This is a genomic window from Cupriavidus necator (assembly GCF_013141915.1).
In the GTDB taxonomy this organism is placed as follows: Bacteria; Pseudomonadota; Gammaproteobacteria; order Burkholderiales; family Burkholderiaceae; genus Cupriavidus; species Cupriavidus necator_B.
The window spans coordinates 146,252-171,370 of record NZ_SROX01000001.1 but is presented as its reverse complement, the minus strand read 5'-3'; the positions used below and the strand labels follow the sequence as shown (position 1 = coordinate 171,370).

The following is a 25,119-nucleotide window of genomic DNA, read 5'->3' as shown; positions in this document are numbered from 1 at the left end:
GCAATGAGGCAATACGATCCGCCCGGCACCACGGCGCCCCCCGCGCCCGCGACGTCGCCACCACCGCATGATCCCACCTCGCCGCCCGGCTTCGAGCTCAAGCCCGGGCGCAACTGCTGGCGCGTCGAATCGTGCCGGCGCTTTGCCATGCTGGTCGACGCCGACGCCTATTTCCGCGCGCTGCGCGAGGCCTTGCCGCTGGCCGAGCACACCATCTTCATCCTGGGCTGGGACATCGACAGCCGCATGGAATTGGTCCCCGCCGGCGCGCAGGACGGGCTGCCGGCCGGGCTGCGCGACTTTCTGTGCGCGCTGGCCGACCGACGCCCTAACCTGCGCATCTACATCCTGAGCTGGGACTACGCCATGGTGATGGCGATGGAGCGCGAGTGGCTGCCTTCGGCCAGCGCGCACTGGCAGGCGCACCGGCACCTGTCGTTCCTGCTGGACGGCAATCACCCGCCGGGCGCGTCGCACCACCAGAAGGTGGTGGTGCTCGACAACAAGGTGGCCTTTGTCGGCGGGCTGGACCTGACGCTGCGCCGCTGGGACGACAACCAGCACGCGCCCGGTGCGCCGCTGCGCATGGCCGAGGGCCGGCCCTACGCCCCCTTCCATGATGTGCAGTGCGCGCTCGATGGCAACGCGGCGGCGGCACTGGGCAAGTTGTGCGCGCAGCGCTGGCTGCGCGCCAGCGGCAGCCAACCGCGGCCGGTGGCGGCAACCGCGTCCGATCCGTGGCCGCCCAGCCTGGCGCCCGAGTTGACCGACGTGCGGGTGGGCATCGCCCGCACCATGCCCATGTGCGAGGACGAGCCCGGTGTCAGCGAGATCCGCCTGCTGCTGCGCGATGCCATCGCCTCGGCCCGGCACAGCATCTACATGGAGAACCAGTACTTCAGCTCAGGCGAGATCGCCAAGGCGCTGGCCGCCCGGCTGGGGCACGAGGACGGCCCGGATATCGTGCTGGTGTCGCGCCGCAACGAAAGCGGCTGGCTCGAGGCACACAGCATGGGCGTGCTGCGCGCACGCCTTTACCGGCAACTGCGCGCGGCCGACAAGTTCGACCGCTTCCGCCTGTACTGCCCGACGATTCCCAACCTGCTGCCCGACTGCGTCAACGTCCACAGCAAGGTGACGGTGATCGACGACGACTTCCTCACCATCGGCTCCTCCAACCTCAGCAACCGTTCGCTGGGGCTCGACACCGAGTGCAATATCGTGGTGGTCTCAGGCGGCGAGCCGCGCGTCCAGGCGGCCATAGCCGCCATGCGCGCGCGGCTGCTGGGCGAACACCTGGAGGTGGCGCCCGCAGCGTTCCAGGCCGAGGTGGCCGCCACGCGCAGCGTGCTCGGGGCGATCCGGCGCCTGCAACGCAGCGACGGGCGCTCGCTGGAGGACTATGTGCCGCCGCTGCCCGACGATGTCGATGCCGCGTTACCGGCCGCCAACCTGCTGGACCCGATCGAGCCGATCGACAGCGACCAGGTGCTGGCCGAGTTCGTCAGCCACGAGGCGCGCCCGCGCGTGCTCGGGCGCGTGGGAGTGATGGTGGCGCTGGCACTGCTGGTGGCGGGGCTTTTCTTCGCTTGGCGCTATACGCCGCTGCGCGACTGGGCAGATTTCCGCGCCCTGCTCGGCGCCATCGAGCGGGTGGACGAAATGCCGCTGGCCCCGCTGGCCATGATGGGGGTCTATCTTGCCGGTGCGGTGACGCTGCTGCCCGTGACGCTGCTGATCCTGGTCACGGTGGTGGTGTTCGGCCCGCTCTACGGCGCCGTGCTGGCCCTGTGCGGCACGGCGCTGAGCACCGGCGCGGGCTACCTGGCCGGCCGGCTGCTGGGGCGCAATGCCGTGCGCCGCTTTGGCGGCAGGCGGCTGAACCGCGTCAGCCACCAGTTGCGCAAGCACGGCGTCATCGCCATGGTGGTGCTGCGGCTGGTGCCGCTCGCACCCTTCTCGCTGGTCAACCTGCTGGTGGGCGCCTCGCGCATCAGCCTGCGCGATTGCCTGATCGGCACGGCACTGGGGATGCTGCCGGGCATCGTGGTCAGTGCCTTGCTGGTGGACCGGGTCGCCGCGGCGGCGAACGACCCCGGGCTGCTCACCTTTGCACTGCTGGCACTGGTGCTGCTGGTGCCCGCATCGCTGCTGCTGTTGCTGCGGCGCCGGCGCCGGCGCAATGCGGCGCGGCCGCGCCGCGGCCGCCACGACGATCCGCCCGGCCCCGACTCACGCTCGTCGCGCTCGTCGCGCCTCTCGCGCCTGTCGCGGCTGGCCGGGAACCCCAGTGAAGCTCAGGGCTGGCGGCGGTAGCTGGCCTTCACGATCTGCGTCCACTCGCCGTTTTCCCCCTGCATGTACGAAGTCAGTTCGCGGTGGTCGTTGTCGCGCAACGTGATCACGTCGCGGTACTGCACCATGCGGCCATTGCCCGAGCAATCCGGCCCTTCGGCACGCAGCGTCAGCTGCTGGCCGCTTTCGTCGAGGTCGCCCTCGTAGACCCACAGGTGGGTCATCATCGAGCCGATAAAGGTACCCACAAAGTGCTTGCGCGCCGGATCGTAGCCCAGCGTCATGACCGTCGTGGCGGGACCGCAGCCGGGCATGTCGCCTTGTGACACGCACTGTACCCAGACCTCGCCGATACCGCTGACTCGCTCCGGCATTTGCCAGGTCTGCACCGGCTGGTCCGGTCCCATCGCGGCCTCGCCCAGCGCCGTCCAGTTGCCAACCAGGCGTTGCAGCCAGCGATGTTCCTTTTGTGCTTCGATTTGCATGTTCGGTCTCCAGTAAGGGGGTACGGCCTGGGTTCGGCCGAGCACCGCGATGGCCACGAGCATTTGTGGATGCTGTACACATAGACTAGCAAATGAAATGGACAGCGTCCACATTAAATTGCAGCTACGCGCGGACGGGACCGGCGGACGATTATTGCGGCAGACGCAGCTTGGGCACGACGAAGCGGTTGCCCTGCGCGCGGCGTACGTCGCACTGGACCTTGGCTTCGCGCACGGCGCCGTCCTGGGCCAGGTATTCGACATCGGCCACCACGCTGTAGTTGTCCGTGTCAATCTGGCGCAAAGTGGCGCCCACCCACTTGAAGCTGCCGGGGTTGGGCAGCGCCGCCTTGACCGCATGCTTGCACGCGGCCTCGGGCGCGCCCTCCTTGCCGGGCGGCCGGGACGCTTCCTGCCGGGCCGCGGCCAGTGCGCCCGAAGCGCCCGCCGCGGACAACGCCACCGCGAGCGCGGTGGACAGCAAACGTGGGGAAAGCGGCGAAAGCATCCTGGACTCCTGCGACTGGGGCGGCGCCGGACGGACCACGCTGGCGCCGGCGCCGATGCAGTTCAGGCCACGGCGTGCGGGCGAAAGTTCCCTTGCCGCCACAGCCAGCGGCCCTAACGCCGCACGCAGGCCTTGTAGGTGAACTTGTCGCCCCGGAACAGGAATTCCGAAAACGCCAGCGGGCGGTCGTCGATGTCGTGCGGCGTGAAGCGGATCCGCAGCAGCGGCTGGCCCGGCTCGACCTTCAGCCGGCGCGCGGCTTCGGCGGTGGCGGGAATCGCCGCGCTTTCCGTGTGCAGGTACTTGAGGCGATAGCCCAGGCGCGCCTCGACGATCATCAGCGCATCGTGGTTTTCCAGGTCGTGCTCGAGGATCGCGCGCATCAGCGCTTCGGGCGCCATGGTCACCCCCACCGCCACCGGCGCGCCGGCCACCGACTTGAGCGTGGTCACGCTCAGCAACTTGGTGCCGGGCGGCACCCGCAGCGCATCGGCGGCGATCGCCGGCGCGGTGACCAGCCGCGTCGACAGCAGCTTGCCGTGCGCTTCGTGGCCGCGAGCGCGCATGTAGTCATAGAAGCCGGTCAGCGGCCCCAGGTCGGCCTGCCCCGCGGGGCGGCTGACAAAGCTGCCCTTGCCATGCACCGTTTCGATCAGCCCCTCCGCCAGCAGCGATGCCAGCGACTGGCGCACGGTGATGCGGCTGACGCCGAATTCGGCCATCAGCTCGGCCTCCGACGGCAGCTTGATGCCCGGTGTCCATTGGTTGTTGACGATGCGTTGGCGCAGCGCGCCTTCGATCTGCTTGAAGCGGGGCAGTGAGCTGGTTGTCACGAGATTCGGCGAGTTCATGGGGAGGCCCATGCGGGCATCTACTTATCATAACAACGTTGACTCATCATAACATGTCATGACAACATGCACCGACACAACCATGACAAGACTCGCGGCGCCGGCCCCTGCCGGACTGACTGTGACGGCGCACGCATACGGAGACACCCATGCCAGACCTGAGCGCACTGCTGCAACCGCGCACTATCGCCGTGATCGGCGCTTCGACCCAGCCCGACAAGGTGGGCGGCATGCCGGTGCGGCTGCTGAGCGAACTCGGCTACGGCGGACGCATCGTGCCGGTCCATGCCACGGCCAGCGAAGTGCAGGGACTGGCCGCGGTGCCCACGCTCGACGCGCTGGATGCGCCGGTCGACCTTGCCATCGTGGCGCTGCCGGTCAGTGCCAGCCTCGACGCCATGCGCCAGCTGGCGCGCAACGGCACGCGCGCCGCGGTGTTCTTCACCTCGGGCTTTGCCGAAACCGGCGGCAACGGCGTCGCGCTGCAGGCCAAGTTGGCGGCGCTGGCGCAGGCCCATGGCATCACGCTGCTGGGGCCCAACTGCCTGGGCGCGATGAACCTGCGCGAGCGCGTGTTCGCCACCTTCTCGCCGATCCCGCTGAGCGGGCTGCCGCCGGTCGGCGAGGTCGGCCTGGTCAGCCAGAGCGGCGCCTTTGGCGCCTATGCCTTCGCGCTGGCGCGCGAGGCCGCGCTGGGCCTGAGCCACTGGGTCACCACCGGCAATGAAGCCGGCCTGCACGTGGCGGACGTGATCGAATGGATGGCCCGCGACGATGCCACGCGCGTCATCCTCGCCTATCTGGAAGGCTGCCGCGACGGCAACCGCCTGCGCCAGGCGCTGGCGGCCGCGCGGGCGGCGGGCAAGCCGGTGGTGGTGACCAAGGTCGGCACCACCGAAGCCGGCGCACGTTCCGCGCAATCGCATACCGCCAGTCTGGCGGGCGAAGACGCGGTCTACCAGGCGGTGTTCGACGAGTACGGCGTGTTCCGCGCGGATACGCTGGATGACTTCTTCCGGCTGGGCTACGTGCTGTCGCGCGGGCGCCGGCCGACGCGGTGGCAGCCTGCGGCGAAGGAACCGGCCCATGCGGTCACGCCCGTCGCGCTGGTGACGGTCTCCGGCGGCGTCGGCATCATGATGGCCGACCAGGCCGAGGCGCTGGACCTGCCGCTGCCGCCGATGCCTGAAGCGGGGGCGGCCGCGCTGCGCAGCGCGATCCCGTTCGCCAGCACCGCCAATCCCATCGACGTCACCGGCCAGGTGGTGGCGCAGCCGGAGGTATTGCTTGACGCCATCGCCGCCGCGGCACAAAGCCCGGATTACGGCAGCGTGGTGGCGTTCCTTGCCGGCGGCGTGGGCGCGCCGCGGATCTGGCCCGGGCTGCAGCAGACCGTCGAGACCCTCGGCCGCAGCGACAGCGCCGCGCCGCTGCTGTTCAGCGGCCTGGTCGATGACGACAAGCGCCGCTGGCTGGAAGCGCGCGGTGCGCTGGTATTCCGCGAACCGGCGCAGGCGGTGCATGCCGTGGCGGTGCTGGCCCGCGCCGCGGCGCAGGCGGCGGCCCGCGCGACAGCCCCCGCATCGGCCGCTGCCGCGCCCATCCCGCCCGTTCCGCAGGCGCCGCCCGGCACCACCGCCCTATCCGAGTTTGAAGCCATGCAATGGCTCGCCGCGTGCGGCATCCCCACCGCGCCGCATGGCCTGGCGCGCGATGCCGACGAGGCCGCGCGCATTGCTGAAGCGATCGGCTACCCGGTGGCGATCAAGCTGTGCTCCCCGGACATCCTGCACAAGAGCGATGTCGGCGGCGTGGTGCTGAACGTGGCGGACGCGCAGGCGGCCCGCGCAGCCTTTGCGCAAGTGCAGGCCGCCGCGGCCAGCCACGGCACCCCCGCGCGCTTTGACGGCGCGCTGGTCGCCGGCATGGTGCGCGGCTGGGGCGAGCTGATGGTAGGCGTGCGGCGCGACCCGGTGTTCGGCCTGGTGGCGCTGGCCGGCATCGGCGGCACCGCGGTGGAGATCTTCCGCCAGACCGCGTTCGGCCTGGCGCCGCTGAGCCACGCCCGCGCGCGCACCATGCTGCGCGCAAGCCGTGCCGAGGCACTGCTGTCCGGCCACCGCGGCCATCCCGCGATCGATGCCGATGCGGTCGCGGAAGTGCTGGTGCGCGTCTCGCAAGCCGCGGCCGCGCTCGGCCCGCGGCTCGATACGCTCGAGATCAATCCGTTGATCGTCACGGCCGGTGGCGTGGTCGCCGCCGATGCCGTGGTGACCTTGCATGCGGCGGCGCCGGACCGCCTCTCAAACGAACCGACCGAGGAGACCACCTGATGAACCAACCCGTTGCGCCCTTCCTTGCCGGCGCCCCGATCGACACCCCGCAGGAAGCCCTGACGGCGGCGGCAGCACTGCCGCTGGTGCTGGCCACCTACCCGTTGTTCGAAAGCCTGCGCACCTGCAGGCTGCAGACCTCGGTGGCGCAGGCCACCGGCTATGGGCGCGCGCCAGTCAACACGCTGTCGGCCAGCACGCAGCCGTGGACGCATCGCGACCGCGACATCGTCACGCCGGCCAATGACCTGCTCTACTTCTGCGCCTGGGTCAACCTCGCCGACGGTCCCGTCACGCTGCACGTGCCCGCGCTGCCCGATGCGCGCCGCTACTACGTGGTCGAATTGCTGGACGCCTGGACCAACAACTTCGAGAACCTGGGCCCGCGCAACGTGCCTGCCGCGGGCGCGGACATCGTGCTGGCCGGCCCCGGCCAGCATGCCGACGGCGGGCATGTGGTGCATTGCCCCACCTCGCTGGTCTGGCTGCTGGGCCGCGTGCTGGTGACCGGCCCCGACGACCTGCCGGCCGCCAGCGCCTTCGAGAACGGCTTCCGCCTGTCCGGCGGCACCGCGCGCCAACCCGCCTGCGTGCGCGACTGGCAGGAAAGCGGCGAGCCCGCGCTCGACTACTTCGCCAACGTCTTCAACGCGCTGCGCGAATATCCGGCCGAGACCTCCGCCGCCGGCTTGCTGTCGCTGCTGCGCAAGTGCGGCATCCGCGCCGGCGAGGCGGTCGACGTGGGCGCGCTGCGCCCCGCGGTGCAGCAGGGCCTGGTGCGCGCGTGGCACGAAGGCATGGCGCTGATCGAAGCCAACACCCGCAGCCATGCGCGCAAGAGCTGGACCTACAGCCTGCTGCTGGGCCGCTACGGCGACGACTGGATGCAGCGCGCCGTGACCGCGATGAAGGGCCTGGGCGCACTGCGCGCCGACGAAGCGGTCTACGCCGCCGCCGACTATGATGCCGATGGCGAGCTGCTGCATGGCCGCCACACCTACACGCTGCACTTCCCCGCCGGACACCTGCCGCCGGCGCAGGCATTCTGGTCGGTATCGCTCTACGGCGCCGACCGCTTCTTCACCGACAACGCGATCGGCCGCTATGCGCTGGGCGACCGCAGCCCGGGGCTGCAATACGACAGCGATGGCGGCCTTACGCTGACCATCTCGCACCAGCGCCCCGCCCAGGCACAGGAGAACTGGCTGCCCGCACCGGATGCCCCGTTCTACCTGATCCTGCGCCTGTACCACCCTACCGACGGCTTCATGGCCGGAGACTACGTGATCCCGCCGCTGCGGCGCATCGCCTGAAGGAGCCAGCGCATGGCCATCCACGACACTTCCCTCGACGCGCTCGCGCGCGACGCGGTGCGCTACACGCTGCCGCTGTACGAAATGGCGCGCATGCGTGCCGCCACCTGCCCGCGCCGCGACAGCGCCGGCGTCTTCGCCGGCGACGGCCCAGAGTCCACGCTGCGCTGGATCAACACCGTCACGCACGTGCGCACGCTGCTCGGCCCGCAACACCGGCAGGTCGTCACGCCGAACAACGACACGCTCTACACCAACGCCTGGCTCGACCTGTCCCACGGACCGCTGCTGCTGGACGTGCCGGATTGCAACGGCCGCTACTACGTGCTCGGGCTGCTGGACGCCTATACCAACCCGTTCGGCTACATCGGCACTCGCACCACCGGCACGCAAGGCGGCACCTGGCTGCTGCACGGGCCGGACTGGCAGGGCGAGGTGCCGGCCGGCGCCACGCCGCTGTCGTGCCCGACCGACGCGGTCTGGATCATCGGCCGCATCCTGGCCGACGGCGAAGCCGACCTGCCGGGCGCGCATGCGCTGCAGGACGGCATCCGCCTGCGCCGGCCCGACGGCAAGCCAGCCGCGACGGTCATCGACGCGGGCATGCACGCCGGCGAGCGGCCATCCGATCCCGACCGCTACGCCGCCATCGTCAACCGCATGCTGAGCGAGAACCCGCCGCCGGCGGCCGAAGCCAGCCTGGTGCGCGGCTTCGCCGAGGCCGGCATCGGCAGCGCGGCGCCGCTGACGCCAGCGCAACGCACGGCGCTGGCGGCGGCACTGGTGCAGGTCGATGCCGAACTGGCCGCGCCCAGGGCTTCCGCACTGGGCGGTGGCTGGTCCCTGCCGGTGGACATCCGCACTTCGTTCGGCGCGCACTACGCGCTGCGCGCCGAGGTGGCGCGCAACTATATCGGCGCACTGGGCGTCGAGGAAGCCATGTACCTGATGGCCGACTGCGATGCCGACGGCTTGCCGCTGGACGGTACGCACCAGTACGAGCTGGTGTTCCCGGCGCAAGGCTTGCCGCAGGTGGGCGCGTTCTGGTCGCTGACCATGTACCGCAAGTCGGACTGCATGCTGGCGGAGAACCCGCTGCAGCGCTATTCGCTGGGTGACCGCTCGCCGGGCCTGCGCGCGGCGCCGGATGGCAGCCTGCGCATCGTGATGGGCGCGCGCGGCCCGGCGGACCCGACTTGCGCCGGCAACTGGCTGCCCGCCCCGCCCGAACCGTTCTACGTGGCGTTGCGCCTGTACGTCCCCGGCACCGCCCACCTGGAGCGCACCTTCTGCTACCCCGCCATTCGCCGCATCAAGGAACCCTCATGAACCGAACCGTTGTCTTCGCCCGGGCCGTGCTGACGGCCAGCGTGGCCCTGCTGTGCCTGAGCGGCCAGGCGCAGGCACAGGCGTATCCGGCGCGCCCGGTCAAGCTGGTTTCGCCCTACGGCGCCGGCGGCTCCAATGACATCTCGGCGCGCATCCTCGCCGACGCGCTGGGCAGCAAGCTGGGCCAGCAGGTGGTGGTCGAAAACAAGCCCGGCGCCGGCACGCGGCTGGCCACGGAGCATGTGGCGCATGCCGCGCCGGATGGCTATACGCTGCTGTGGGCGGCCGCGCCCTTTGCCATCAATACCGCCGCGGGCATTGCGCAGCGCTACGACGTGCACAAGGATTTCGTCGCGGTGGGACCGCGCGTGCTGGGGCCGATCTTCCTGATCGTCAATGCCAGTTCGCCGGCGCGCACGGTGGCGGATTTCGTACGCATGGCCAGGGAAAAGCCGGACGGCGTAACGGTGGCTTCGCCCGGCGCGGGCTCGGGTCCGCACCTGACCGCCGAGCTGTTCGGGCAGGTCGGCAAGTTCAAGCTGCTGAGCGTCCACTACCGCGGCGACGCCACCGCTTATACCGAACTGCTGGCAGGCCGCGCCGACGCCACGCTGACCGCCATCACGTCGGCGCTGCCCTTCATCAAGGCCGGCAAGCTGCGCGTGCTGGCGGTGGCCTCGGAACAGCGCACGCCGGTCTATCCCGATGCGCCCACCTTCGCCGAACAGGGCTATCCGGGCATGGTCGGCTACGGCTGGTTCGGACTGGTCGCGCCGGCCGGCACGCCGCCTGCCGTCACCGAGCGGCTGAACCGCGAAGCGTCGGCCGTGCTGGCCGATGCGCAAACCCGCAACAAGCTGCTTGGCCTTGGCCTGGAGCCGCATCCCGAGCGCGGCAGCGCGTTCTCGGCCTTCATCGACCAGGAGATCGGCAAGTGGGGCAAGCTGATCCAGGCACGCGGCATCAAGCTGGATTAGCGGTCGCGCGCAAGACTTCCCAGCAAGACCACCCGTGACATCGCACGAGAAAGGAGACCACGCCATCATGATGACCGCTGTCCGTTCTTCGCCGCGGCCGCGCCGCGCACTGCTGCAGGCCGCGCTGCCCTGGCTCAGCATCGCGGTGCTCGCCGTCATGCCGGTCGCGGCGGCCGCGCAGGGCGCCTACCCGGCCAAGCCCATCCACCTGATCGTCGCCTATCCGCCGGGCGGCCTCACCGATACGCTGGCACGCGCCGTCGGCAACGGCTTGTCGCGCCAGCTGGGCAAGACGGTGGTGGTCGAAAACAAGGGCGGCGCCGGCGGCATCATCGGCACCGACTATGTCGCCAAGGCGGCGCCAGACGGCTATACCCTGCTGATGACGATTCCGGGCCCGATTACGTCCAACCTGGCGCTGTACAAGAAGCTGCCCTACGATCCCCGCACCGACCTGCGCCCGGTCTCCGACATTGCCACCGCGCGCACCGTGCTGGCCGTCCACAGCAGCGTGCCGGCGAAGACGGTGGCCGAGCTGCTGGCCTATGCCAAGGCCTCGCCCGGCAAGCTGCGCATGGGCTCCTGGGGCGCGGGCACGCAACCGCATACCATCCAGACCTATTTCGCCAGGCAATACCAGGCCGACATGCTGCACGTGCCCTACCGCGGCGAAGGACCGATGGTGACCGACTTGCTGGCCGGCCAGGTCAACGTGACGGTAGGCTCGGTGACGGCGCTCAAGCAGCATTTCGCCACGGGCAAGCTGCGGCCGCTGGCGGTCACCGGCACGCGGCGCGCGCAAGCGCTGCCGGAAGTGCCGACCTTCACCGAAGCCGGCTATGCCGACGAACCGTTCCGGCTGACCGGCCCGCTCACGCTGATGGCGCCGGCGAAGACCCCGCAGGAAATCATCGACCGCCTCGGCCGCGAGACCGCCAGCCTGGTCGCCAGCGCCGACATGCAGCGGCGCATCGCGGACATGGGCGCGGAGCCGCTGGGCACCACGCCGGCGCAGGCAGAGGCGGCCTACAAGGCCTACCTGCCTGTGGTGCTGAAGCTGACCGCGGATACCGGCGTGACGCTCGACTGAAGCGGCCTGGTGCCTACGCGACGGTGGCGTACTCCAGCGTCTTCGGCGTCTTGATGATGACTTCCGGTTGCTCGCCGACCACCACGGTATCGTCGAGCCGGAAGCCACCGAGGCCGTAGACATAGAGCCCCGGCTCGGCCGAGTACACCTCGCCGGCCAGCAGCGGGCGCGGATTGAACGCCATGTCTTCCGGGTATTCATGCAGCATCAGCCCGACCGCGTGTCCGGTGCGGTGGAACACATAGTCGCCGCAGCTGGCCTGCTCGATCACGGCCTGCGCGGCGGCATCCATGTCGCACACGCGCTTGCCCACCACGGCCGCCGCCACCGCGGCATCGGTGGCTCGTGCGGCGACCTGGTAGAAGCGCGCCTGCGCGTCGCTGGGGCGCCCGCAAAACCAGGTGCGCTCATTCTCGACATAGAGCCCGTTCAGCCGCGGCAGCACCAGGTTGACGATGGTGTCGCCGGCGGCGATGCGGGAACCGCATGCGGCACCGTCGCCGTGCGGCGATGCCGACGCGGGACCGCTCAGCGTCCAGCACTTGAGGATGTCGAAATCCTCGCCCGGGAAGCGCTTCGCCGCTTCTTCCACCATCAGCGCGGCCATGGCATGGTCCAGCTCCTGCACCAGGCGGCCGGGACGGATGTTCTCCCTGTAGCGGTCCTGCACCCAGTCGGTCAGCGCGCCGAGTTCACGCATGGTCTGGAGTTCTTCCGCATGCTTGACCCAGCGCAGGCTGCGCAGGTCGGCCAGCGACGGGCGCAGCGACAGTTCCGGCAGATGGCGTTGCGCGCCCACCAGGATGGGATGCTGCACGTCGACGGCGATGCGCGACATGCCGAGCCCCTTTGCGCTCAGCAATGCCGCCACCACCTCCGGCAATTGCGCCGGCAGCGGCAGGCGGTTCGACACCCGCGGATGCTCGGCATAATAGGTCACGTCGCGCAGCCACACCGTGCCCTTCTCGGTGGCAAAGCGCATGTGGTTGGTCGACAGTTCGTTCATCACCGCGAAGGTCTCGCCATTGCGCGGCACCACCACGAACACGGGGCGCTCCCACGGCCAGACATCGAGCTGGAAGTTGGTGGCGTACTGGAAGAAGTCGGGCGTGCCGAACACCAGCGCATCCACGCGCAGCTTGTCCATCAGCTTGCGCATGGCCGCCAGGCGACAGTCGTGTACAGCTTGGGTGAGACGGGGCATGGCGGGCTCTCAGAGGGAAATGTTCAGGCGCTTGATGATCGGGCCCCAGGTGTCGGCGTCGCGCTTCATATAGCGCTCGACCTCGGACGGCGGCCCCTTGATGGCATCCAGGAACTGGACGCCGAGCTTTTCCTTGAATTCCGGGTCGTCGAGCACCTGGTTGATGTCGGCATTGATTTTCTGGATCACGCTGGCCGGGGTGCCGGCGCGCGCGACGATGGCATACCAGCCCGGCACCTGCACGTCATAGCCCAGCTCCTTGAAGGTTGGCACCGCCGGCAGCGCCGTCAAGCGCTTGTCGCCGGTAACCGCCAGCGGCAGCAGCTTCTTGCCCACGATCATCGGATGCACACCGGCCACCACATTCATCATCACCGGCGTCTGCCCGGTCAGCAGGCTGGTGGCACCGCCGGGGCCGTTGAAGGGAATATGCTGCATCCGCACGCCGGTGCGTTCCGCGACCAGCTCCATGGCCAGGTGGGTCGAGTTGCCGATGCCCCCCGACGCATAACTGATCTCGCCAGGCCGCGCCCTGGCGATGCGCACGAAGTCCTGGAAGGTCTCAGCCTTCAGCGATGGCGCCGCGACGAAAACGAACGGCGAGTTGGCCAGCATCGCCACGCCGGTCAGGTCCCGGGTCGGGCTGTAAGGCAGCTTCGGATACAGGAAGGGGTTGAAGCTGAGGTTGGACACGCCGGCGAAGAACAGCGTGTAGCCATCAGCCGGCTGGCCGCGCACGTAGCTGATGGCCAGCGTGCCGTTGGCGCCCGGCTTGTTTTCCACCACCACTGGCTGGTGCCAGGCGCGGCCGAGCTTGTCCGCCAGCGCGCGCGCCAGCACGTCGTTGCCGGTGCCGCCGGCTTGCGGCACCACCAGCCGCACGGCTTTGGCAGGGAAGGCCTGGGCCTGCGCGGTTGCCGGCAGCGCCAGCGCCACCGCGGTTCCGGCCAGCCCGGCCAGTAGTTGTCTCCGATCCATCTTGCACCCCATTGGTTTTGCCACGATACGCACCCGCCTGTGCAGGCGTGGAGCGCAATGTACCATGTGGTACATACATGCGCAAAATCGGGGTTTACGCCGATGTGGGCGCGACTTCCAGCGTAAATCCCAGCGTAGGGCGCTGTTGCGTTCCGGCTAGCTGCCGGCGTGTGGCGGGGCCGCCATCATGGCGGCAAAGTACTTCAGCGCCGCGGTCGTGCCCTTGCGATCACCCGTGGTCACCAGGTCCAGCAGCAACCCGCGCACGGTAGCCAGTTCTACCCGTGCGCGCAGCCTGGCCTCGGCCGCGTCCAGGCCCAGGTCGCGCTGCAGGCGCGCCGCCAGCATGGTGGTCCAGCTGCCGACCACATCCTCGAGGAATTCGCTGAAACGCTCGCGGTCGCGGATGGCGCGGCCGTAGATCTCGAACATCAGCTGCATGATGGGCAGGTAACCGGGCGCGGAATAGCGCTGCCACGCCGCCTCTATCGCGGCCCGGGGGTCGCTGGCTGAAGGCTCGGCGCGCTGGCGCGCGGCTTGTTCGGCATGGCGGATGCGGTGCAGCAGCGCCTGCCAGAAGCCGTCGCCGGAGCCGAAGTAGTAGATCAGCATGCGGTGGCTGGTGCCCAGCGCCTCGGCAACGCTGCGCAGCGACAGGTCGCCCAGGCCGTGCGCAAGCACGTGGTCGGTGGCGGCATCCAGCAGCTGGATCGCCTGCTCGGTGGCGGAGCGGTCGATGGCGGGGGTCTTGGCTTTCGGCATGGAAGGATGGCAGGTTTGCCAGCCGGATTCTACGACACCCGTCGTCGCCGGCGCCCTGCCCTCGCGCGCGGCTCGCGTGCTACAGTGCCGCGACGTGCGGCACCCGGCCGCGCCTGCACCCTGCACGGATGAAAACGCTGCTGATCGTCTATCACACCATGACCGGAGGCACGCGGCAGATGGCCGTGGCCGCGGCCGATGCGGCCCGCGGGCAGCCCGGCGTCACGGTCGTGCTCAAGACCGCCGCCGAAGCCGGGCCCGACGATGTGCTGGCCGCAGATGGCTACCTGTTCGCCACGCCGGAAAACCTGGCGGCGATGGCGGGCATGATGAAGGACTTCTTCGACCGCTGCTATTACGCCGCGCTGGACCGCATCAACGGCAGACCCTACGCCGCCATGATCTGCGCCGGCAGCGATGGCCAGAACGCACTGCGCCAGCTCGAGCGCATCGCCACCGGCTGGCGCCTGAACCGCGTTGCGCCCGGGCTGATCGTCTGCACGCAGGCACAGACGCCCGAGCGGATCCTCGCCCCCAAGCAGATCGACGCGCCCGACCTGGCGCGTTGTGCCGAGCTTGGCGAGGGGCTGGCGGCAGGGCTGGGCCTGGGTGTGTTCTGAAGCCTGCCCTGCCTTCAGACCGCTTCAGTAAGTGATGGTGACCGTGATCGTATCGGCATAGGTGCCCGCCACCGGCGTCGCCTGCGCCGGCACGCGGCCATAGACGGTGTAAGCCTGGCTGAGCCCGGTGCCAGTGCCGCCCTGCGTGGCGGTGCCGCCGGTGCCGTCGCCCCACGGCAACGCATAGGCCGCGTCGCTATAGAGCTGGTATTCCACCTGTTCGGTGCCACCGGTGCGCTGTAGCCGTCGGCTGGCGACGCTGCCACCGGCCGACGTGCCCGCGCCCAGCGCAATGGTGTAGTTGCTGCCATTGGTGCAGCGCGCGGTCAGCGTAGCCGTGCCGGTACGCGCGGCGGTCAGCGTGCCGGCGGTGCCGAAGTCCAGGTCGGTCGCCGTGATCACGCAATCCGGGATCACCGTGGCGCTGACCGTAAACGGAAACCGCGCCACCGGCGATGTGACCGTGGTGCAGCTGGGCGCCACCAGCGCATAGCCGGCGTAATTCATCTCGGTATGCGCGCCACCGAAGCTGGATTGGTAAGTCCCAGCGCTGAGCGTGGTCTGCCCGGCGGCGATGCGCCCGTACACGTTCACCGTGGCGCTGCCCACGCCCAGCAGCATCGGGATATCGACCTGGACAATGCTGGTCGACGTGGCCGTGCGAGTGCCCCACGTCGGCGACATGGTGCTGGACGGCGACAGGTTGTAGTTCAGCAGCGACGTGCCGTTGGCCAGCGTGCGCGGCGCATAGCCCGTGCCAGAGCTGCCGGTGCCGATGCTCAGGCATACCCGCGCGTTGGACAGGATGAAGCCGGTGCAGGAGATCGAGATCGTGCTGCTGGCATTGACCTCCGCGGCGACCACCGGGCTGATATTGCCGAAGTTGAGCGCCGCCGCGGTGGCGGTGCAGGTTTGCGCGAGAGCGGTGCCGCCACAGGCGAGTATCGGCGTCAGCACCAGCCATGCCGTTCCCATCGCCGCCTTCATCGCTGCGCCCCGCGGCACGTGATGCGGCCCAGCGACGGGATCGGGCCCACCGGCGCGGCGGGATAGGCAAAACTGGCGGTGCAGCGCCGCTGCGGCTCGCCGGCGACGAGGTGGTTGTGCGCCGCCAGGTTGTCGAAGAACACCATGCCGTCGTAGCCGACCACCGAGGTGGCGCCCGACTCCACGTGCATGACCGGCGTGCCTGCGGCGACGGGCTCCCCGGCGGCCGTCACCAGCGACAGTTGCGCGCCGCGGAAGCGTTCTACCCGGAAGCGTGCCAGCGCGCCGGCGTGCCATGACGGCACCACGTACTGCGACGGCTTGTCCAGGCGCGCGTCGGCAGGCAGCACCAGCGGGTCGATGGCAATGCGGTTGGCCTGGTAGGGCATCAGGTCTGGCACCAGGTAGTGGCCGTTGCCATCGGTGGCGCCGATGCGGCGGTTTTCCACCAGCACCGGCACGCCGGCCATGCCGGTGGACACCAGCGCGAAGCTCTCGTTGATGCGCCGCGCGGGCAGCACGGCGCCGTCCATCACCACCACCGAACCGGTCACGTCGATGGCGCCGGTGACGTCACGCTCGTTCGACTGGGCCGCCGCGAACATCTCGCCATAGCGGCCACGGTAACGCGCCTGCGCCAGGTAGCGGCGCACGCCGTCGGTCTGGCTGGCCTGCGCCTGCCAGCCCCAGCCGCCCGCGTAGGGCGTGCTTTGCGATGCGCTGGCGTACAGGCTGGCCTTGCCGCCATCTACGCCGGCCGCGACGCTGGCCGAGGTATCGTGCCCCAGCACGGCTGTCAGCGTCACCAGTGCGCCGGACCCGCCACCGCCGGCAAAATCCTTGTACGCGCTGAGATTGACCGAGTAGCGCCCCCCAAGCTGCGCGGTGTATGCCATCGAACCGATCTTCGAGCTGCCCAGCTGCGCATCGTCGAGCTGCACGTAGCTGAGCGCCAGGCTGCCGTTGCGCGCCATTGGCCACGACAGCGTGGCGCGGTACAGGCCATCCGGATACGGCGCGCCGCTGCGCGCGGCCAGGTCCTGGTAGGTGGCCGCCGTGCGTATGCCCTGCAGGTCCACGGTGATGGCCGGCGTGCGCAGCTGGTAGCCGAGCGAGAACAGCGCGCCGCGCTCGCGCCCCGCGCCCAGCGACGCCGCCGCGCTGAACACGCCGAGGCCGCCGGCGCTGGCCAGCACGCCCCCGCCAACGGTGTAAGTGCCGGGCATGGCTTCGGCATGGCCTTCCAGCGTCAGGGCCTCGCTGAGCCCGTGGCGCACCGAGGCGCTGCCGGCCGGCTGGCGCCCGTAGCCCGCCCAGCGCAGGCCATAGTCCTCGCGCAGGAATCCGGCCTCCACCGAGAAGTCGGTCAGGCCGGCCGCGAGCAGGCGCGTATCGATATACAGCGGGATGGTGGTCGAGATATCGCGCCCGAGCGCGTCGCGCACCACGATCACCGCCTGGCCGGCGCCGTTGACGGCGGGCGTGTTGTTCAGCACGAACGGTCCGGACGGCACCTCGCCGCTGTACTGGCGCACATTGTTGACGTAGAGGTCGACCGCGCTGGGCACCGCCGCCGACGCGCCCAGCAGTGGCACGGGATACGTCACCAGGTCCGGCCGCACCGTGAAGTTGCGGCGGTACTGCAGCCCGCCCAGCCGGACGGCGCGCGACCAGTTCAGCGCGCCGGAGATGGCGTCACCCACCTGCACGGAAGAGAGCGTCTCGGCATTGGTGTAGGTCCAGGCGGTATCGAGCCGGACATAGCGGTCCTGCGCCTCGCTCCAGGTGGCCACGCCGCTGTTGGAGAGTACCCCCTGGCCGTGGAACACGCGCTGTTCGCTGTAGAGCCCCAGATGGCGCCCGCGCCCCGTCTCACCGTAGAGGTCGTAGCTGAACACCAGCCCGGTGCCGCCGGAAAGCCGCGCCACGGGCCGCGCCAGCGTGCCGATGATGGCCGGCGCCAGCAGCGCATCGGGCGCGTCGAGCGCGGCTTCCTGGCTGGACTGGCGGTACCTGGCACGCAGCCCCGGGATGGCGTCGAGCCAGACCAGGCCATTGCGGTCAAGGGGCAGCACCTCCGCGCGCAGGCCGATCTGGCGCAGTTCCTCAGGCGTGGTGGCGAGCATGCCGTCGCGCAGTTCGAAGCGCGCCACCAGTTCGCGCGGCACGCCGTTCAGGGTCACGGCAAGGTAGACCACCTGTGTCCCCGGCCCCGCCACGGCAATGTCCGGGCCCGGGACCTGGCGCGGCGCGGCAAGCGGCGCCGACAGCGGCGGCGCATCGGGCACTGGGGGCTGTGCCAGCCCGTGGGGCGACGCCAGCAGCAGGCATGCGCCCTGCCAGGCGACGCGGCGCCAGCCGCGCGCCGCCGGCACGGGCCCGACGACCGTACCCATGATGTCCCTCACGAACCGCCGCGCCGCGCATCTCCACCTATATCCAGCGGCAGTTGCACCGGATCGCCATTGACGACGGCGCGCACGGTGATGGCACCCGGCCGGCCCGGCGCGCGCGCGGCCAGCCGCTGTATCTGCGCGGTCAGCGCGCTGTCCAGCCGCCATGAGCGCCCGCTGTTGCGCAGCGCATAGCCCAGCAACCCGGGCGCCAGCGTCACGGCGTGGCCGTCGGCCGTACTCAGCTGCACCTGGCTGATCTGCGCGTGCATGCGCCCGGTGTTGCGGGCCGACAGCACCCACGCATCCTGGTCGCGCGCCAGCGCAAATTGCAGCGGCGGGCGCGGGGCATTGGCGGGCGTGCCGGCGAACACCGGCACGGAATAGCGCAATTGCACCCGCACACCGGTGGTGGCCGGTGCGTCAGCCGCGCCGGTCGCGTCGGGCAGTTCGTCGATCAGCAGCCGGTAAGTGGTTTCGCCATCGGCCGCCGTGGTGCCTGGCCGCACGATGCGCACCAGTTGTTCGTCGCCCGCGGCAATGCGCACCAGCGGCGGACTGGCCACGGCTTCGGAGGTGGCTTCCAGCACGTCGTCGCCATCGCGCTGCTGCCAGCGGAACACGCGCACCTGGGCGTGGATGGGGGTATCGCCGCGGTTGCGCAGCGTCAGTGCCGCAGCGCCGGGGCCGGCGGGCAGGTCGGCGCGGATGGGGGTGATCTGCAGCGACGCCGCGGACACGGCGCCAGGCGGCACGCCCAGCGCGAGTGCCGCGGCAAGCCACCAGGCCCGCGCTGGCAAGCGGGGCGCCATCCTAGAAGGTGATGGTGGCTGTGACGGTGGAGGTATAGGCGCCGGCCGCCGGCGTGGTCTGCGGCGGCACGCGGCCGTACACCGGGATGGTCTGCGCGGTGCCGTTGCCGGTGCCGCTGATGGTATCGGTGGCCGGCGTGTTGCCCCACACCTGCGCGCGTGCCGAATCCCGGTACAGCTGATAGCCCACCGTGGCGGCGGCCGGCCCGATCAGCAGGCGGGTGGCAATGGTGGAACCCGTAGCGCTGCCGGCGTCCAGCCCAACGGTGTAGGCAGCGCCGCTGGTACAGGTGACGGTCAGGTTGCTGGACTGGTCGATGTTCGCGGCCAGCACGCCCTGCGAGCCGAAATCCAGGTCGGTCACGCTGATGGCGCAGTCATTGGCGAGCGTCAGACGTACCTGGAACGTGGTGGTCTTGGTCGCGGCGCCCAGGCTCAAGGGAAGCATGGCACTGAGAGCGCACGCAACGCCGCGGAGCACAGCGGTGGGTCGCATGGGGAGGACTCGGTGTTCTTCTTAAGGCGAGTCTAGGTACGCCGAGTGCATTCCTGCAAACATGTTTCACAAATGTTACATTTTTGGCGAATTTAAGGCAGATTAAAAAAAGACTTCAAGCATCGTCAGGGGTCGACCCGCAGGCGTCGCGGTCAGGCCGCCAACCGCCTGGATGCGATAGGGCGAGCGCAATGCACAGGTGACACCAACGGTGGAGGCCTGGATCACCGTGCAGGCCTCCACCACTTGCAGCCGTACCCGGAACTGCTCTGCCGTGGCAGCCGTGGCGGCGGCGTTTGCCGCTGCCAGCCACGCCGCCGCCATCAGCGCCGTGTGTATGAACCTGTTCATCTCGCCCCGCCCTTTAACTTCACCGGACCCTATATCGGCATCGCCTGGCAACTTTGAAGTATCGCGCCACCCAATCATGGTGGCACGCCGGGCGTGACACAAGGCTCGGGAACGGGACTTGCACGTCCTGCACAGACTCTTTGCCGGCCCTAGCCATGGACGATCCCGAAATCACCGCTTCAGAAGCCCGGCGCGATCCGCTTGCCGGCACGGCGCGCGGCCTGATGCGCGTGGTCGATGCACTGACGCAGACCGCCCTGGTGATCGCCACCGCCACCCTGGCATGGGTGCTGTGGCGACGCTCCGATGCCTATGCCTGGTTCGGCGGGCTCGGCCCCGGCACGGCGGTGACGTTGGCGGTGCTGGTCACGCTGGTGGCGCTGCTAGGCGTATGGATGGGCGTGCGCACCTGGCGGCGCGTGGGGTGAAGCGTCGCTAAACCTTACAACGGCACAGTAAAAAAGGCCCACATCCCCAAGGAGGTCCGGTGGCTGACACTCCGCTTCGCCATACTCGCCCGCTTGCCGTCGTCACCGGCGCGTCCTCCGGCATCGGCTACGAACTGGCTCGTTGCTGCGTGCGCCGCGGCTATGACGTGGTGATTGCCGCCGACGAACCGCAAATCGACATCGCCGCGCAGCAGCTGCGCAACGAAGGCACCGAGGTGACAGCGCTGATGGCAGACCTGTCGACGCCCGGCGGCGTGGAGCAGGTCTGCGCCGCGCTGCGCGGCCGCCGCGTTGACGTGCTCTGCGCCAACGCCGGCCGCGGCCTGGGCCATGCCTTCCTGGACCAGGACTTTACGGAAATCCAGCGCGTGGTGGAGACCAACGTGACCGGCACCTTGCACCTGCTGCACCGGGTTGGCCAGATCATGCGCGCGCAGCACGAGGGGCGCATCCTGATCACGGGCTCGCTCGCCGGCTTGGTCCCGGGCACCTGCCAGGCCGTGTACAACGCGACCAAGGCTTTCCTCGACTCCTTTTCCTATGCGCTGCGGCATGAGCTGCAGGACAGCGGCGTGTCTGTCACCTGCCTGATGCCGGGTGCCACGGAAACCGATTTTTTCGAACGCGCGGATCTGCTCGATACCCGGCTCGGCCAGCAGAAAAAGGCCGATCCCGCCGAGGTGGCGCGGACCGGCTTCGATGCCATGATGCGCGGCGAGGGCGAGGTGGTGCCGGGTTGGCAGAACAAGCTGCGCGCCGCCATTGCCATGGTCACGCCCGCGGACGTGCTGGCCGAGCGGCACCGCCGCCTGGCCGAGCCGCAACCTGACGAGGCGCCGGCGGGCGCGCCGCCCGCGCCCTAGCGCTGCGTCAGCCCATGCGCGTGGTGCCGCCGGTAGTGTCGCGGCCGGCACCAGGCCCGCCGCTGCCGGTTTCCATGCCGCCGCCATAGCTGCTGGCGCTGGACCCGGTGGCGCTGCCGGAACTGCTGACGCCGCTGACATGCCCGGGGCCGGAGCGCCCGGACTGCGCCCCAGACTGCGCGCCTTCCGTAATGCCGGACACGCCGAACGCGCCTGGCGCCCCCAGGCGCACCGCGTTATGGATCTCCTGCACGCCGAAGACATCGTCAACGATGTCCTCGATGCAGTACTTCTGGCGCCGGTCGCGCACGTTGCCGGTCAGGCGCACCACGCCGCCCTGGACTTCGACTTCCACGTCGCGCACATCCACATGGCGCGCATGCGCAAGCCGTTCGCAGATGTCTTCGCGGATGCGCTCGTCGCTGCGCTGGTAGCCCTTGGGCCCGACACGGTCGCGCCCGCGGGGCGCCGGGCGCGCGGCGCTGGCGCGGCTGTCGCCCCATTCGTCGCGGACCTCGCTGCCGCGGCGCCAGGCTTCATCTTCTTCCCACGGCGGGCGCTGGTCGGATGATTCCCAGACTCGCTGCGCCGGGCTGGCGCGGCCGCCGTAGTAGCCGGGCTCACGCGCGCCGCTGTCATGCCGCTGGCGCCCTTCGTAGCGGCCCTCGCCGTAGTCGCGTGCGGGGCCGCCGCGCTGGCCATAGCGCCCCTCACCGTAGCCGCGCGGGTCGTCGCCGCGGCTGCGGCGCGGTTCATCGGCGTCGCGATCCTCGCGCCACCAGGAGCCGCCGCCTTCATTTCGGAATGGATGCATCGCTGTCTCCAGGGGGTTGAACATGCCGCGCGGCCTGGCCGGCCGCGCGGCCGTCTCCGGGGCGCAAACTCCATACCATTGGCCGGCATGGACGGCGGCACGCATGCCGCGCGCCCCGCACCAAAGCAAAGGCGGGCGCCGTCAGCCGAGGGCGCCCGCCGTTGTCAGGCAATCGGGTGGCCGCGTCACGCGGCCAGGGAGGCAAGGCCGTTGGGGGCATCGTCCTCGTCTTCGTCGACGATCAGCACAACCCCGCGCCGTTTGGCCGCGGCCATGCCAATGTTGACAGCGACGTCGCGGTCGTCGCATTGAACCAGGCCCTTGCGCGCGCTTTCGACCGTCAGCTCCCAGCCTTGCGCGGTCTGCCTGATCAGGAAGTTTGCAGCCATGGGTTGCTCCCTGTCATTGGTGTTCTTGCAGCGTAGCCCATGGGCAGAGCCGTTAAATCGGCGTCTGTCCGATACCGTGTGGGCGCTTCTCCTACAGCCCGCGGATGGCGCCACAACGCCAGCCCGGCACACCGGCCAGGCACTGACAAAATGCGCCAACAGCGGCTCCGACAATCCAGACCAGTCAATTGTTGAATAGCGATTGTTGATAAAAATCACGGATATAAGCGTGCCCCCGATCCAACAATCCTTTCCTATTACGAAAAACCTGACCCCGGGCGCCAATGCGGACCGCACCGCGCCGTAGCGCGCCCGGCAGGATCCTCGGAGACAGGGGCGGCTCGCAGCATGGTCCATCGGACTTTTCCAGTCCCCGTCACCCCCATTCCTGCCAGGAGGAGACCATGGACATACCCCCTCTTGCCGCCCTCGGCGGCCCTGCTGCGGCGGCTGCCCGCCCGTTGCTCGCACCCGCTGCCAGAAGCGTGGTGCATGACATGGAGCAGACCCGGCTGGCGATCGAAATGATCGGCCTGGGCGCGCGCCTGCAGGTGCTGGAATCGGAAGTAGCGCTGCCGCGCGTGCGGCTGGTCCGCCTGTACAAGGAACTTCGCGGGGTGTCGCCGCCCAAGGGCATGCTGCCGTTCTCGACCGACTGGTTCGTGACCTGGCGCCCCAACGCCCATGCCTCGATGCTGCTCGGCGCCTATCGCTTCATGACCGGTGCCGGCCACCTGAACGGGATCCGCGCCACCCTGGCCAGCTTCCGCATGTATCGCGAGCACCTGTGCGTCACGGGCGAGGCCCCACAACTCAGCTTCACCCGCGCCTGGATGCTGGTTCGCTTCTATGAGCGCGGCATGCTGCAACTGGCGCGCTGCCAATGCTGCCGCGGCGAGTTCGTGGTGCGCGCCCACGATGGGCGCCAGCGCTACACCTGCGGGCTATGCCTGCCGCCGGCGCGCGCGGGCAAGGGCCGCAAGCCCGGGCCGACCGGCGACGGCGTGCCGGCTGGCGCATGAGCACCCCACCTGCCTTCTCTCCATTGTCTGCTGGCGCACAGTCCGGCCTCTCCCGCCCTTCCATCATGAATACACCCGAACACCCCGCCCCCGGCGCTCCCGGAGCCTCGCCCATGTTCAAGATCCCCATGCTCGGCAAGATGCTGGGCAGTTCAGCGCCCGACCCCGGCGGCCAGGCTCGCGGCACCGCGCCGCCGGCTGCGCCCGGCGCCCCGTCCAGCGCTGCGCGCCAGGGCATGCCGGAACAGCTGGCGCAGAACCTCAAGACCCAGGGCGACGCCATGATCCAGTACGGCGCGCGGCTGCTGGTGATGCGCGAAATGCTGTGCGCCATGGCCGTGGCGCTACCGCCCGATGCGCGGGCGAGTGCCCAGCGGCAGTTCCGGCAGCGTATCGACCAGTTGCTGTCGCTGACCGACGACCATGTGCTGCCGGCCGAATTCCACACGGCGCTGCTGGCGGAGGTCAACTATTACCTCAACGAACTGAGGCAACGCTGACTGCACCGCGGCCGCCGCAACGGCGGGTCCGGGTTTTCGCGCTATCCCGCCCGTATTTTCCGCCGCGGCCTCTGCGAGCCGGTTTGATACCGGTCGTAACCGCCATTCCTCGGCCCCCTGCCATCGTGCTACAGTGCGCCCTCAGCACAAAGCCTGTGTCTGCGGCGCATGGCGCACCCTACGACGATCGGATCGCCGGCGTCGCACGGGATGGCGTCCCGGCTTGCCGTCCGGCTTTGTTACCCCGACGCGCACACGGTGCGCACCAGGCGCCGGGCATGTGCCGGGTGCCGGCCATCGCTCTTCGCGCCTTGCCCCGCGCTTGCCGTTCGCCACCCGCGTGGCGCCGAACCATCGCCGCGCGCAGCCGCCTGCCTTCGGGCCCGTCCCGAGCGCCGCTGCCGCTCTCCAGGATCTTCATGACCCACCGGCTCCAGGCTGCACTGACCATCGCAGCCTTCAAGCTCTTTGCCGCCTTGCCATATGGCGTGACCGCCCGCCTCGGCGACGCCATCGGCAAGCTGCTGTACCGCATTCCCAGCCGCCGCCGGCGCATCGTCCATACCAACCTGGCGCTGTGCTTCCCGGACATGGACCCCGCCCGGCGCGAGCAACTGGCGCGGGACCACTTTGGCCATGTCCTGCGCAGCTACCTGGAGCGCGGCGTGCAGTGGTTCGGCAGCGCCAAGCGCCTCGGCAAGCTGGTCGAGCTGGATTCGCGCATCGACCTGGCCTCGTGCGCCGAGCACCCGACCATCTTCATGGGCTTCCATTTCGTCGGCATCGAGGCCGGCTGCATGTTCTATTCGATGCGCCACCCGGTGGCGTCGCTGTACACGCGCATGTCCAGCCCGCTGCTGGAGCAGATCTCGCGCACCCAGCGCGGGCGCTTCGGCGCCGAGATGATTCCGCGCAACGGCAGCGGCAAGCAGGTGGTGCGCACGCTGCGCGCCGGCTGCCCGGTGATGCTGGCGGCGGACATGGACTTCGGCATCAACGATTCGGTGTTCGTGCCGTTTTTCGGCGTGCCGGCGTGCACGCTGACGTCGGCCTCGCGCCTGGCCAGCCTGACCGGCGCGCGCGTGGTGCCGTTCACCACGGAAGTGCTGCCCAACTACCGCGGCTACCGGCTGCGCGTGTTCGACCCGCTGGAAGGCTTTCCATCCGGCAGCGTCGAAGAGGATTCGCGCCGCATGAACGCCTTCCTGGAAACGCAGATCGCCACCATGCCGGAGCAGTATTACTGGATCCACCGGCGCTTCAAGAACCGCCCGGAAGGCATGCCGCCGGTGTACTGA

At 69.7% G+C, this 25,119-nt stretch carries 25 protein-coding genes; 12 read left to right on the top strand and 13 right to left on the bottom strand.

Annotated elements, in window-relative coordinates; all coding sequences use genetic code 11:
• Positions 1-3: 3 nt before the first annotated feature.
• On the top strand, positions 4-2,316 hold the full coding sequence (locus E5S69_RS00815; RefSeq protein WP_171513127.1) for a VTT domain-containing protein: 2,313 nt from the start codon (positions 4-6) through the stop codon (positions 2,314-2,316).
• On the opposite strand, the gene E5S69_RS00810 is transcribed toward E5S69_RS00815, so the two are convergent.
• The 3 genes from E5S69_RS00810 to E5S69_RS00800 all read right to left on the bottom strand — a co-directional run bounded on the left by E5S69_RS00810 (position 2,298) and on the right by E5S69_RS00800 (position 4,139).
• Positions 2,298-2,780: a DUF1579 domain-containing protein gene (locus tag E5S69_RS00810; protein ID WP_171513126.1), complete on the bottom strand. Its 483-nt coding sequence runs from the start codon at positions 2,778-2,780 to the stop codon at positions 2,298-2,300. The genes E5S69_RS00815 and E5S69_RS00810 overlap by 19 nt on opposite strands.
• Positions 2,781-2,931: 151 nt before the next feature.
• The gene (locus tag E5S69_RS00805) at positions 2,932-3,288 is read right to left on the bottom strand and encodes a DUF2880 domain-containing protein (protein WP_171513125.1); all 357 of its coding nucleotides are present in this window, start codon (positions 3,286-3,288) and stop codon (positions 2,932-2,934) included.
• Between the two features lie 113 nt (positions 3,289-3,401).
• Positions 3,402-4,139 (bottom strand): GntR family transcriptional regulator, encoded by a 738-nt coding sequence (locus tag E5S69_RS00800; RefSeq protein WP_171513124.1) that lies wholly within the window; start codon positions 4,137-4,139, stop codon positions 3,402-3,404.
• A gap of 149 nt (positions 4,140-4,288) precedes the next feature.
• Between E5S69_RS00800 and E5S69_RS00795 the strand changes: the two genes are divergently transcribed.
• From E5S69_RS00795 to E5S69_RS00775, 5 genes are all read left to right on the top strand, one after another.
• Entirely contained in the window at positions 4,289-6,472 is a 2,184-nt protein-coding gene (locus E5S69_RS00795; RefSeq protein ID WP_171513123.1) for an acetate--CoA ligase family protein, read from the top strand.
• On the top strand, positions 6,472-7,785 hold the full coding sequence (locus tag E5S69_RS00790) for a DUF1254 domain-containing protein (RefSeq protein WP_171513122.1): 1,314 nt from the start codon (positions 6,472-6,474) through the stop codon (positions 7,783-7,785). The genes E5S69_RS00795 and E5S69_RS00790 overlap by 1 nt, the downstream gene beginning before the upstream one ends.
• Positions 7,786-7,797: 12 nt before the next feature.
• On the top strand, positions 7,798-9,114 hold the full coding sequence (locus E5S69_RS00785; RefSeq protein WP_171513121.1) for a DUF1254 domain-containing protein: 1,317 nt from the start codon (positions 7,798-7,800) through the stop codon (positions 9,112-9,114).
• Entirely contained in the window at positions 9,111-10,091 is a 981-nt protein-coding gene (locus tag E5S69_RS00780; protein WP_171513120.1) for a Bug family tripartite tricarboxylate transporter substrate binding protein, read from the top strand. The genes E5S69_RS00785 and E5S69_RS00780 overlap by 4 nt, the downstream gene beginning before the upstream one ends.
• Before the next feature lie 67 nt (positions 10,092-10,158).
• The gene (locus tag E5S69_RS00775) at positions 10,159-11,181 is read left to right on the top strand and encodes a Bug family tripartite tricarboxylate transporter substrate binding protein (protein ID WP_171513119.1); all 1,023 of its coding nucleotides are present in this window, start codon (positions 10,159-10,161) and stop codon (positions 11,179-11,181) included.
• 13 nt (positions 11,182-11,194) lie between these two features.
• On the opposite strand, the gene E5S69_RS00770 is transcribed toward E5S69_RS00775, so the two are convergent.
• The 3 genes from E5S69_RS00770 to E5S69_RS00760 form a co-directional block, all read right to left on the bottom strand.
• On the bottom strand, positions 11,195-12,385 hold the full coding sequence (locus E5S69_RS00770) for a M24 family metallopeptidase (protein WP_171513118.1): 1,191 nt from the start codon (positions 12,383-12,385) through the stop codon (positions 11,195-11,197).
• A 9-nt stretch (positions 12,386-12,394) separates the two neighbouring features.
• A complete protein-coding gene (locus tag E5S69_RS00765; RefSeq protein ID WP_171513117.1) occupies positions 12,395-13,363 on the bottom strand; it encodes a Bug family tripartite tricarboxylate transporter substrate binding protein in 969 nt (322 codons plus the stop codon).
• Between the two features lie 156 nt (positions 13,364-13,519).
• Positions 13,520-14,125: a TetR/AcrR family transcriptional regulator gene (locus E5S69_RS00760; protein ID WP_171513116.1), complete on the bottom strand. Its 606-nt coding sequence runs from the start codon at positions 14,123-14,125 to the stop codon at positions 13,520-13,522.
• 128 nt (positions 14,126-14,253) lie between these two features.
• Here E5S69_RS00760 and E5S69_RS00755 point away from each other — a divergent pair, with 128 nt between their 5' ends.
• Entirely contained in the window at positions 14,254-14,745 is a 492-nt protein-coding gene (locus E5S69_RS00755) for a flavodoxin family protein (RefSeq protein WP_171513115.1), read from the top strand.
• Between the two features lie 24 nt (positions 14,746-14,769).
• Here E5S69_RS00755 and E5S69_RS00750 read toward each other — a convergent pair whose 3' ends face one another.
• The 5 genes from E5S69_RS00750 to E5S69_RS00730 form a co-directional block, all read right to left on the bottom strand.
• Positions 14,770-15,720, bottom strand: coding sequence for a Csu type fimbrial protein (locus tag E5S69_RS00750; protein WP_171513114.1), 951 nt, complete (start codon positions 15,718-15,720; stop codon positions 14,770-14,772).
• Positions 15,721-15,728: 8 nt separating this feature from the next.
• Positions 15,729-18,128: a fimbria/pilus outer membrane usher protein gene (locus E5S69_RS00745; protein WP_171513113.1), complete on the bottom strand. Its 2,400-nt coding sequence runs from the start codon at positions 18,126-18,128 to the stop codon at positions 15,729-15,731.
• 8 nt (positions 18,129-18,136) lie between these two features.
• Positions 18,137-18,925, bottom strand: a complete 789-nt coding sequence (locus tag E5S69_RS00740; protein ID WP_236901151.1) for a fimbrial biogenesis chaperone — start codon at positions 18,923-18,925, stop codon at positions 18,137-18,139.
• A gap of 13 nt (positions 18,926-18,938) precedes the next feature.
• Positions 18,939-19,385: a Csu type fimbrial protein gene (locus E5S69_RS00735; RefSeq protein WP_236901149.1), complete on the bottom strand. Its 447-nt coding sequence runs from the start codon at positions 19,383-19,385 to the stop codon at positions 18,939-18,941.
• A 150-nt stretch (positions 19,386-19,535) separates the two neighbouring features.
• Positions 19,536-19,784: a hypothetical protein gene (locus tag E5S69_RS00730; protein WP_171513110.1), complete on the bottom strand. Its 249-nt coding sequence runs from the start codon at positions 19,782-19,784 to the stop codon at positions 19,536-19,538.
• 155 nt (positions 19,785-19,939) lie between these two features.
• Between E5S69_RS00730 and E5S69_RS00725 the strand changes: the two genes are divergently transcribed.
• Both E5S69_RS00725 and E5S69_RS00720 read left to right on the top strand, forming a co-directional pair.
• Complete coding sequence (locus E5S69_RS00725) at positions 19,940-20,212, top strand: hypothetical protein (RefSeq protein ID WP_171513109.1); 273 nt, start codon at positions 19,940-19,942, stop codon at positions 20,210-20,212.
• Between the two features lie 59 nt (positions 20,213-20,271).
• Positions 20,272-21,096, top strand: coding sequence for an SDR family NAD(P)-dependent oxidoreductase (locus E5S69_RS00720; RefSeq protein ID WP_171513108.1), 825 nt, complete (start codon positions 20,272-20,274; stop codon positions 21,094-21,096).
• Positions 21,097-21,103: 7 nt separating this feature from the next.
• Here the strand turns inward: E5S69_RS00720 and E5S69_RS00715 are convergent, their stop codons facing one another.
• Both E5S69_RS00715 and E5S69_RS00710 read right to left on the bottom strand, forming a co-directional pair.
• The gene (locus E5S69_RS00715) at positions 21,104-21,910 is read right to left on the bottom strand and encodes a BON domain-containing protein (RefSeq protein WP_171513107.1); all 807 of its coding nucleotides are present in this window, start codon (positions 21,908-21,910) and stop codon (positions 21,104-21,106) included.
• A gap of 185 nt (positions 21,911-22,095) precedes the next feature.
• On the bottom strand, positions 22,096-22,299 hold the full coding sequence (locus E5S69_RS00710) for a hypothetical protein (protein ID WP_171513106.1): 204 nt from the start codon (positions 22,297-22,299) through the stop codon (positions 22,096-22,098).
• Positions 22,300-22,703: 404 nt separating this feature from the next.
• On the opposite strand from E5S69_RS00710, the gene flhC reads away from it, so the two are divergent.
• From flhC to E5S69_RS00695, 3 genes are all read left to right on the top strand, one after another.
• A complete protein-coding gene (gene flhC / locus E5S69_RS00705) occupies positions 22,704-23,321 on the top strand; it encodes a flagellar transcriptional regulator FlhC (protein ID WP_171513105.1) in 618 nt (205 codons plus the stop codon).
• 113 nt (positions 23,322-23,434) lie between these two features.
• The gene (locus tag E5S69_RS00700) at positions 23,435-23,821 is read left to right on the top strand and encodes a hypothetical protein (protein ID WP_171513104.1); all 387 of its coding nucleotides are present in this window, start codon (positions 23,435-23,437) and stop codon (positions 23,819-23,821) included.
• Between the two features lie 419 nt (positions 23,822-24,240).
• Positions 24,241-25,119, top strand: a complete 879-nt coding sequence (locus E5S69_RS00695) for a lipid A biosynthesis lauroyl acyltransferase (protein WP_171513103.1) — start codon at positions 24,241-24,243, stop codon at positions 25,117-25,119.

Coding starts and splice junctions, on each gene's coding strand:
- E5S69_RS00815 (WP_171513127.1), top strand. CDS start 4: ATGAGGCAATACGATCCGCCCGGCACCACGGCGCCCCCCGCGCCCGCG.
- E5S69_RS00810 (WP_171513126.1), bottom strand. CDS start 2,780: ATGCAAATCGAAGCACAAAAGGAACATCGCTGGCTGCAACGCCTGGTT.
- E5S69_RS00805 (WP_171513125.1), bottom strand. CDS start 3,288: ATGCTTTCGCCGCTTTCCCCACGTTTGCTGTCCACCGCGCTCGCGGTG.
- E5S69_RS00800 (WP_171513124.1), bottom strand. CDS start 4,139: ATGAACTCGCCGAATCTCGTGACAACCAGCTCACTGCCCCGCTTCAAG.
- E5S69_RS00795 (WP_171513123.1), top strand. CDS start 4,289: ATGCCAGACCTGAGCGCACTGCTGCAACCGCGCACTATCGCCGTGATC.
- E5S69_RS00790 (WP_171513122.1), top strand. CDS start 6,472: ATGAACCAACCCGTTGCGCCCTTCCTTGCCGGCGCCCCGATCGACACC.
- E5S69_RS00785 (WP_171513121.1), top strand. CDS start 7,798: ATGGCCATCCACGACACTTCCCTCGACGCGCTCGCGCGCGACGCGGTG.
- E5S69_RS00780 (WP_171513120.1), top strand. CDS start 9,111: ATGAACCGAACCGTTGTCTTCGCCCGGGCCGTGCTGACGGCCAGCGTG.
- E5S69_RS00775 (WP_171513119.1), top strand. CDS start 10,159: ATGATGACCGCTGTCCGTTCTTCGCCGCGGCCGCGCCGCGCACTGCTG.
- E5S69_RS00770 (WP_171513118.1), bottom strand. CDS start 12,385: ATGCCCCGTCTCACCCAAGCTGTACACGACTGTCGCCTGGCGGCCATG.
- E5S69_RS00765 (WP_171513117.1), bottom strand. CDS start 13,363: ATGGATCGGAGACAACTACTGGCCGGGCTGGCCGGAACCGCGGTGGCG.
- E5S69_RS00760 (WP_171513116.1), bottom strand. CDS start 14,125: ATGCCGAAAGCCAAGACCCCCGCCATCGACCGCTCCGCCACCGAGCAG.
- E5S69_RS00755 (WP_171513115.1), top strand. CDS start 14,254: ATGAAAACGCTGCTGATCGTCTATCACACCATGACCGGAGGCACGCGG.
- E5S69_RS00750 (WP_171513114.1), bottom strand. CDS start 15,720: ATGGGAACGGCATGGCTGGTGCTGACGCCGATACTCGCCTGTGGCGGC.
- E5S69_RS00745 (WP_171513113.1), bottom strand. CDS start 18,128: ATGGGTACGGTCGTCGGGCCCGTGCCGGCGGCGCGCGGCTGGCGCCGC.
- E5S69_RS00735 (WP_236901149.1), bottom strand. CDS start 19,385: ATGCTTCCCTTGAGCCTGGGCGCCGCGACCAAGACCACCACGTTCCAG.
- E5S69_RS00730 (WP_171513110.1), bottom strand. CDS start 19,784: ATGAACAGGTTCATACACACGGCGCTGATGGCGGCGGCGTGGCTGGCA.
- E5S69_RS00725 (WP_171513109.1), top strand. CDS start 19,940: ATGGACGATCCCGAAATCACCGCTTCAGAAGCCCGGCGCGATCCGCTT.
- E5S69_RS00715 (WP_171513107.1), bottom strand. CDS start 21,910: ATGCATCCATTCCGAAATGAAGGCGGCGGCTCCTGGTGGCGCGAGGAT.
- E5S69_RS00710 (WP_171513106.1), bottom strand. CDS start 22,299: ATGGCTGCAAACTTCCTGATCAGGCAGACCGCGCAAGGCTGGGAGCTG.
- flhC (WP_171513105.1), top strand. CDS start 22,704: ATGGACATACCCCCTCTTGCCGCCCTCGGCGGCCCTGCTGCGGCGGCT.
- E5S69_RS00700 (WP_171513104.1), top strand. CDS start 23,435: ATGTTCAAGATCCCCATGCTCGGCAAGATGCTGGGCAGTTCAGCGCCC.
- E5S69_RS00695 (WP_171513103.1), top strand. CDS start 24,241: ATGACCCACCGGCTCCAGGCTGCACTGACCATCGCAGCCTTCAAGCTC.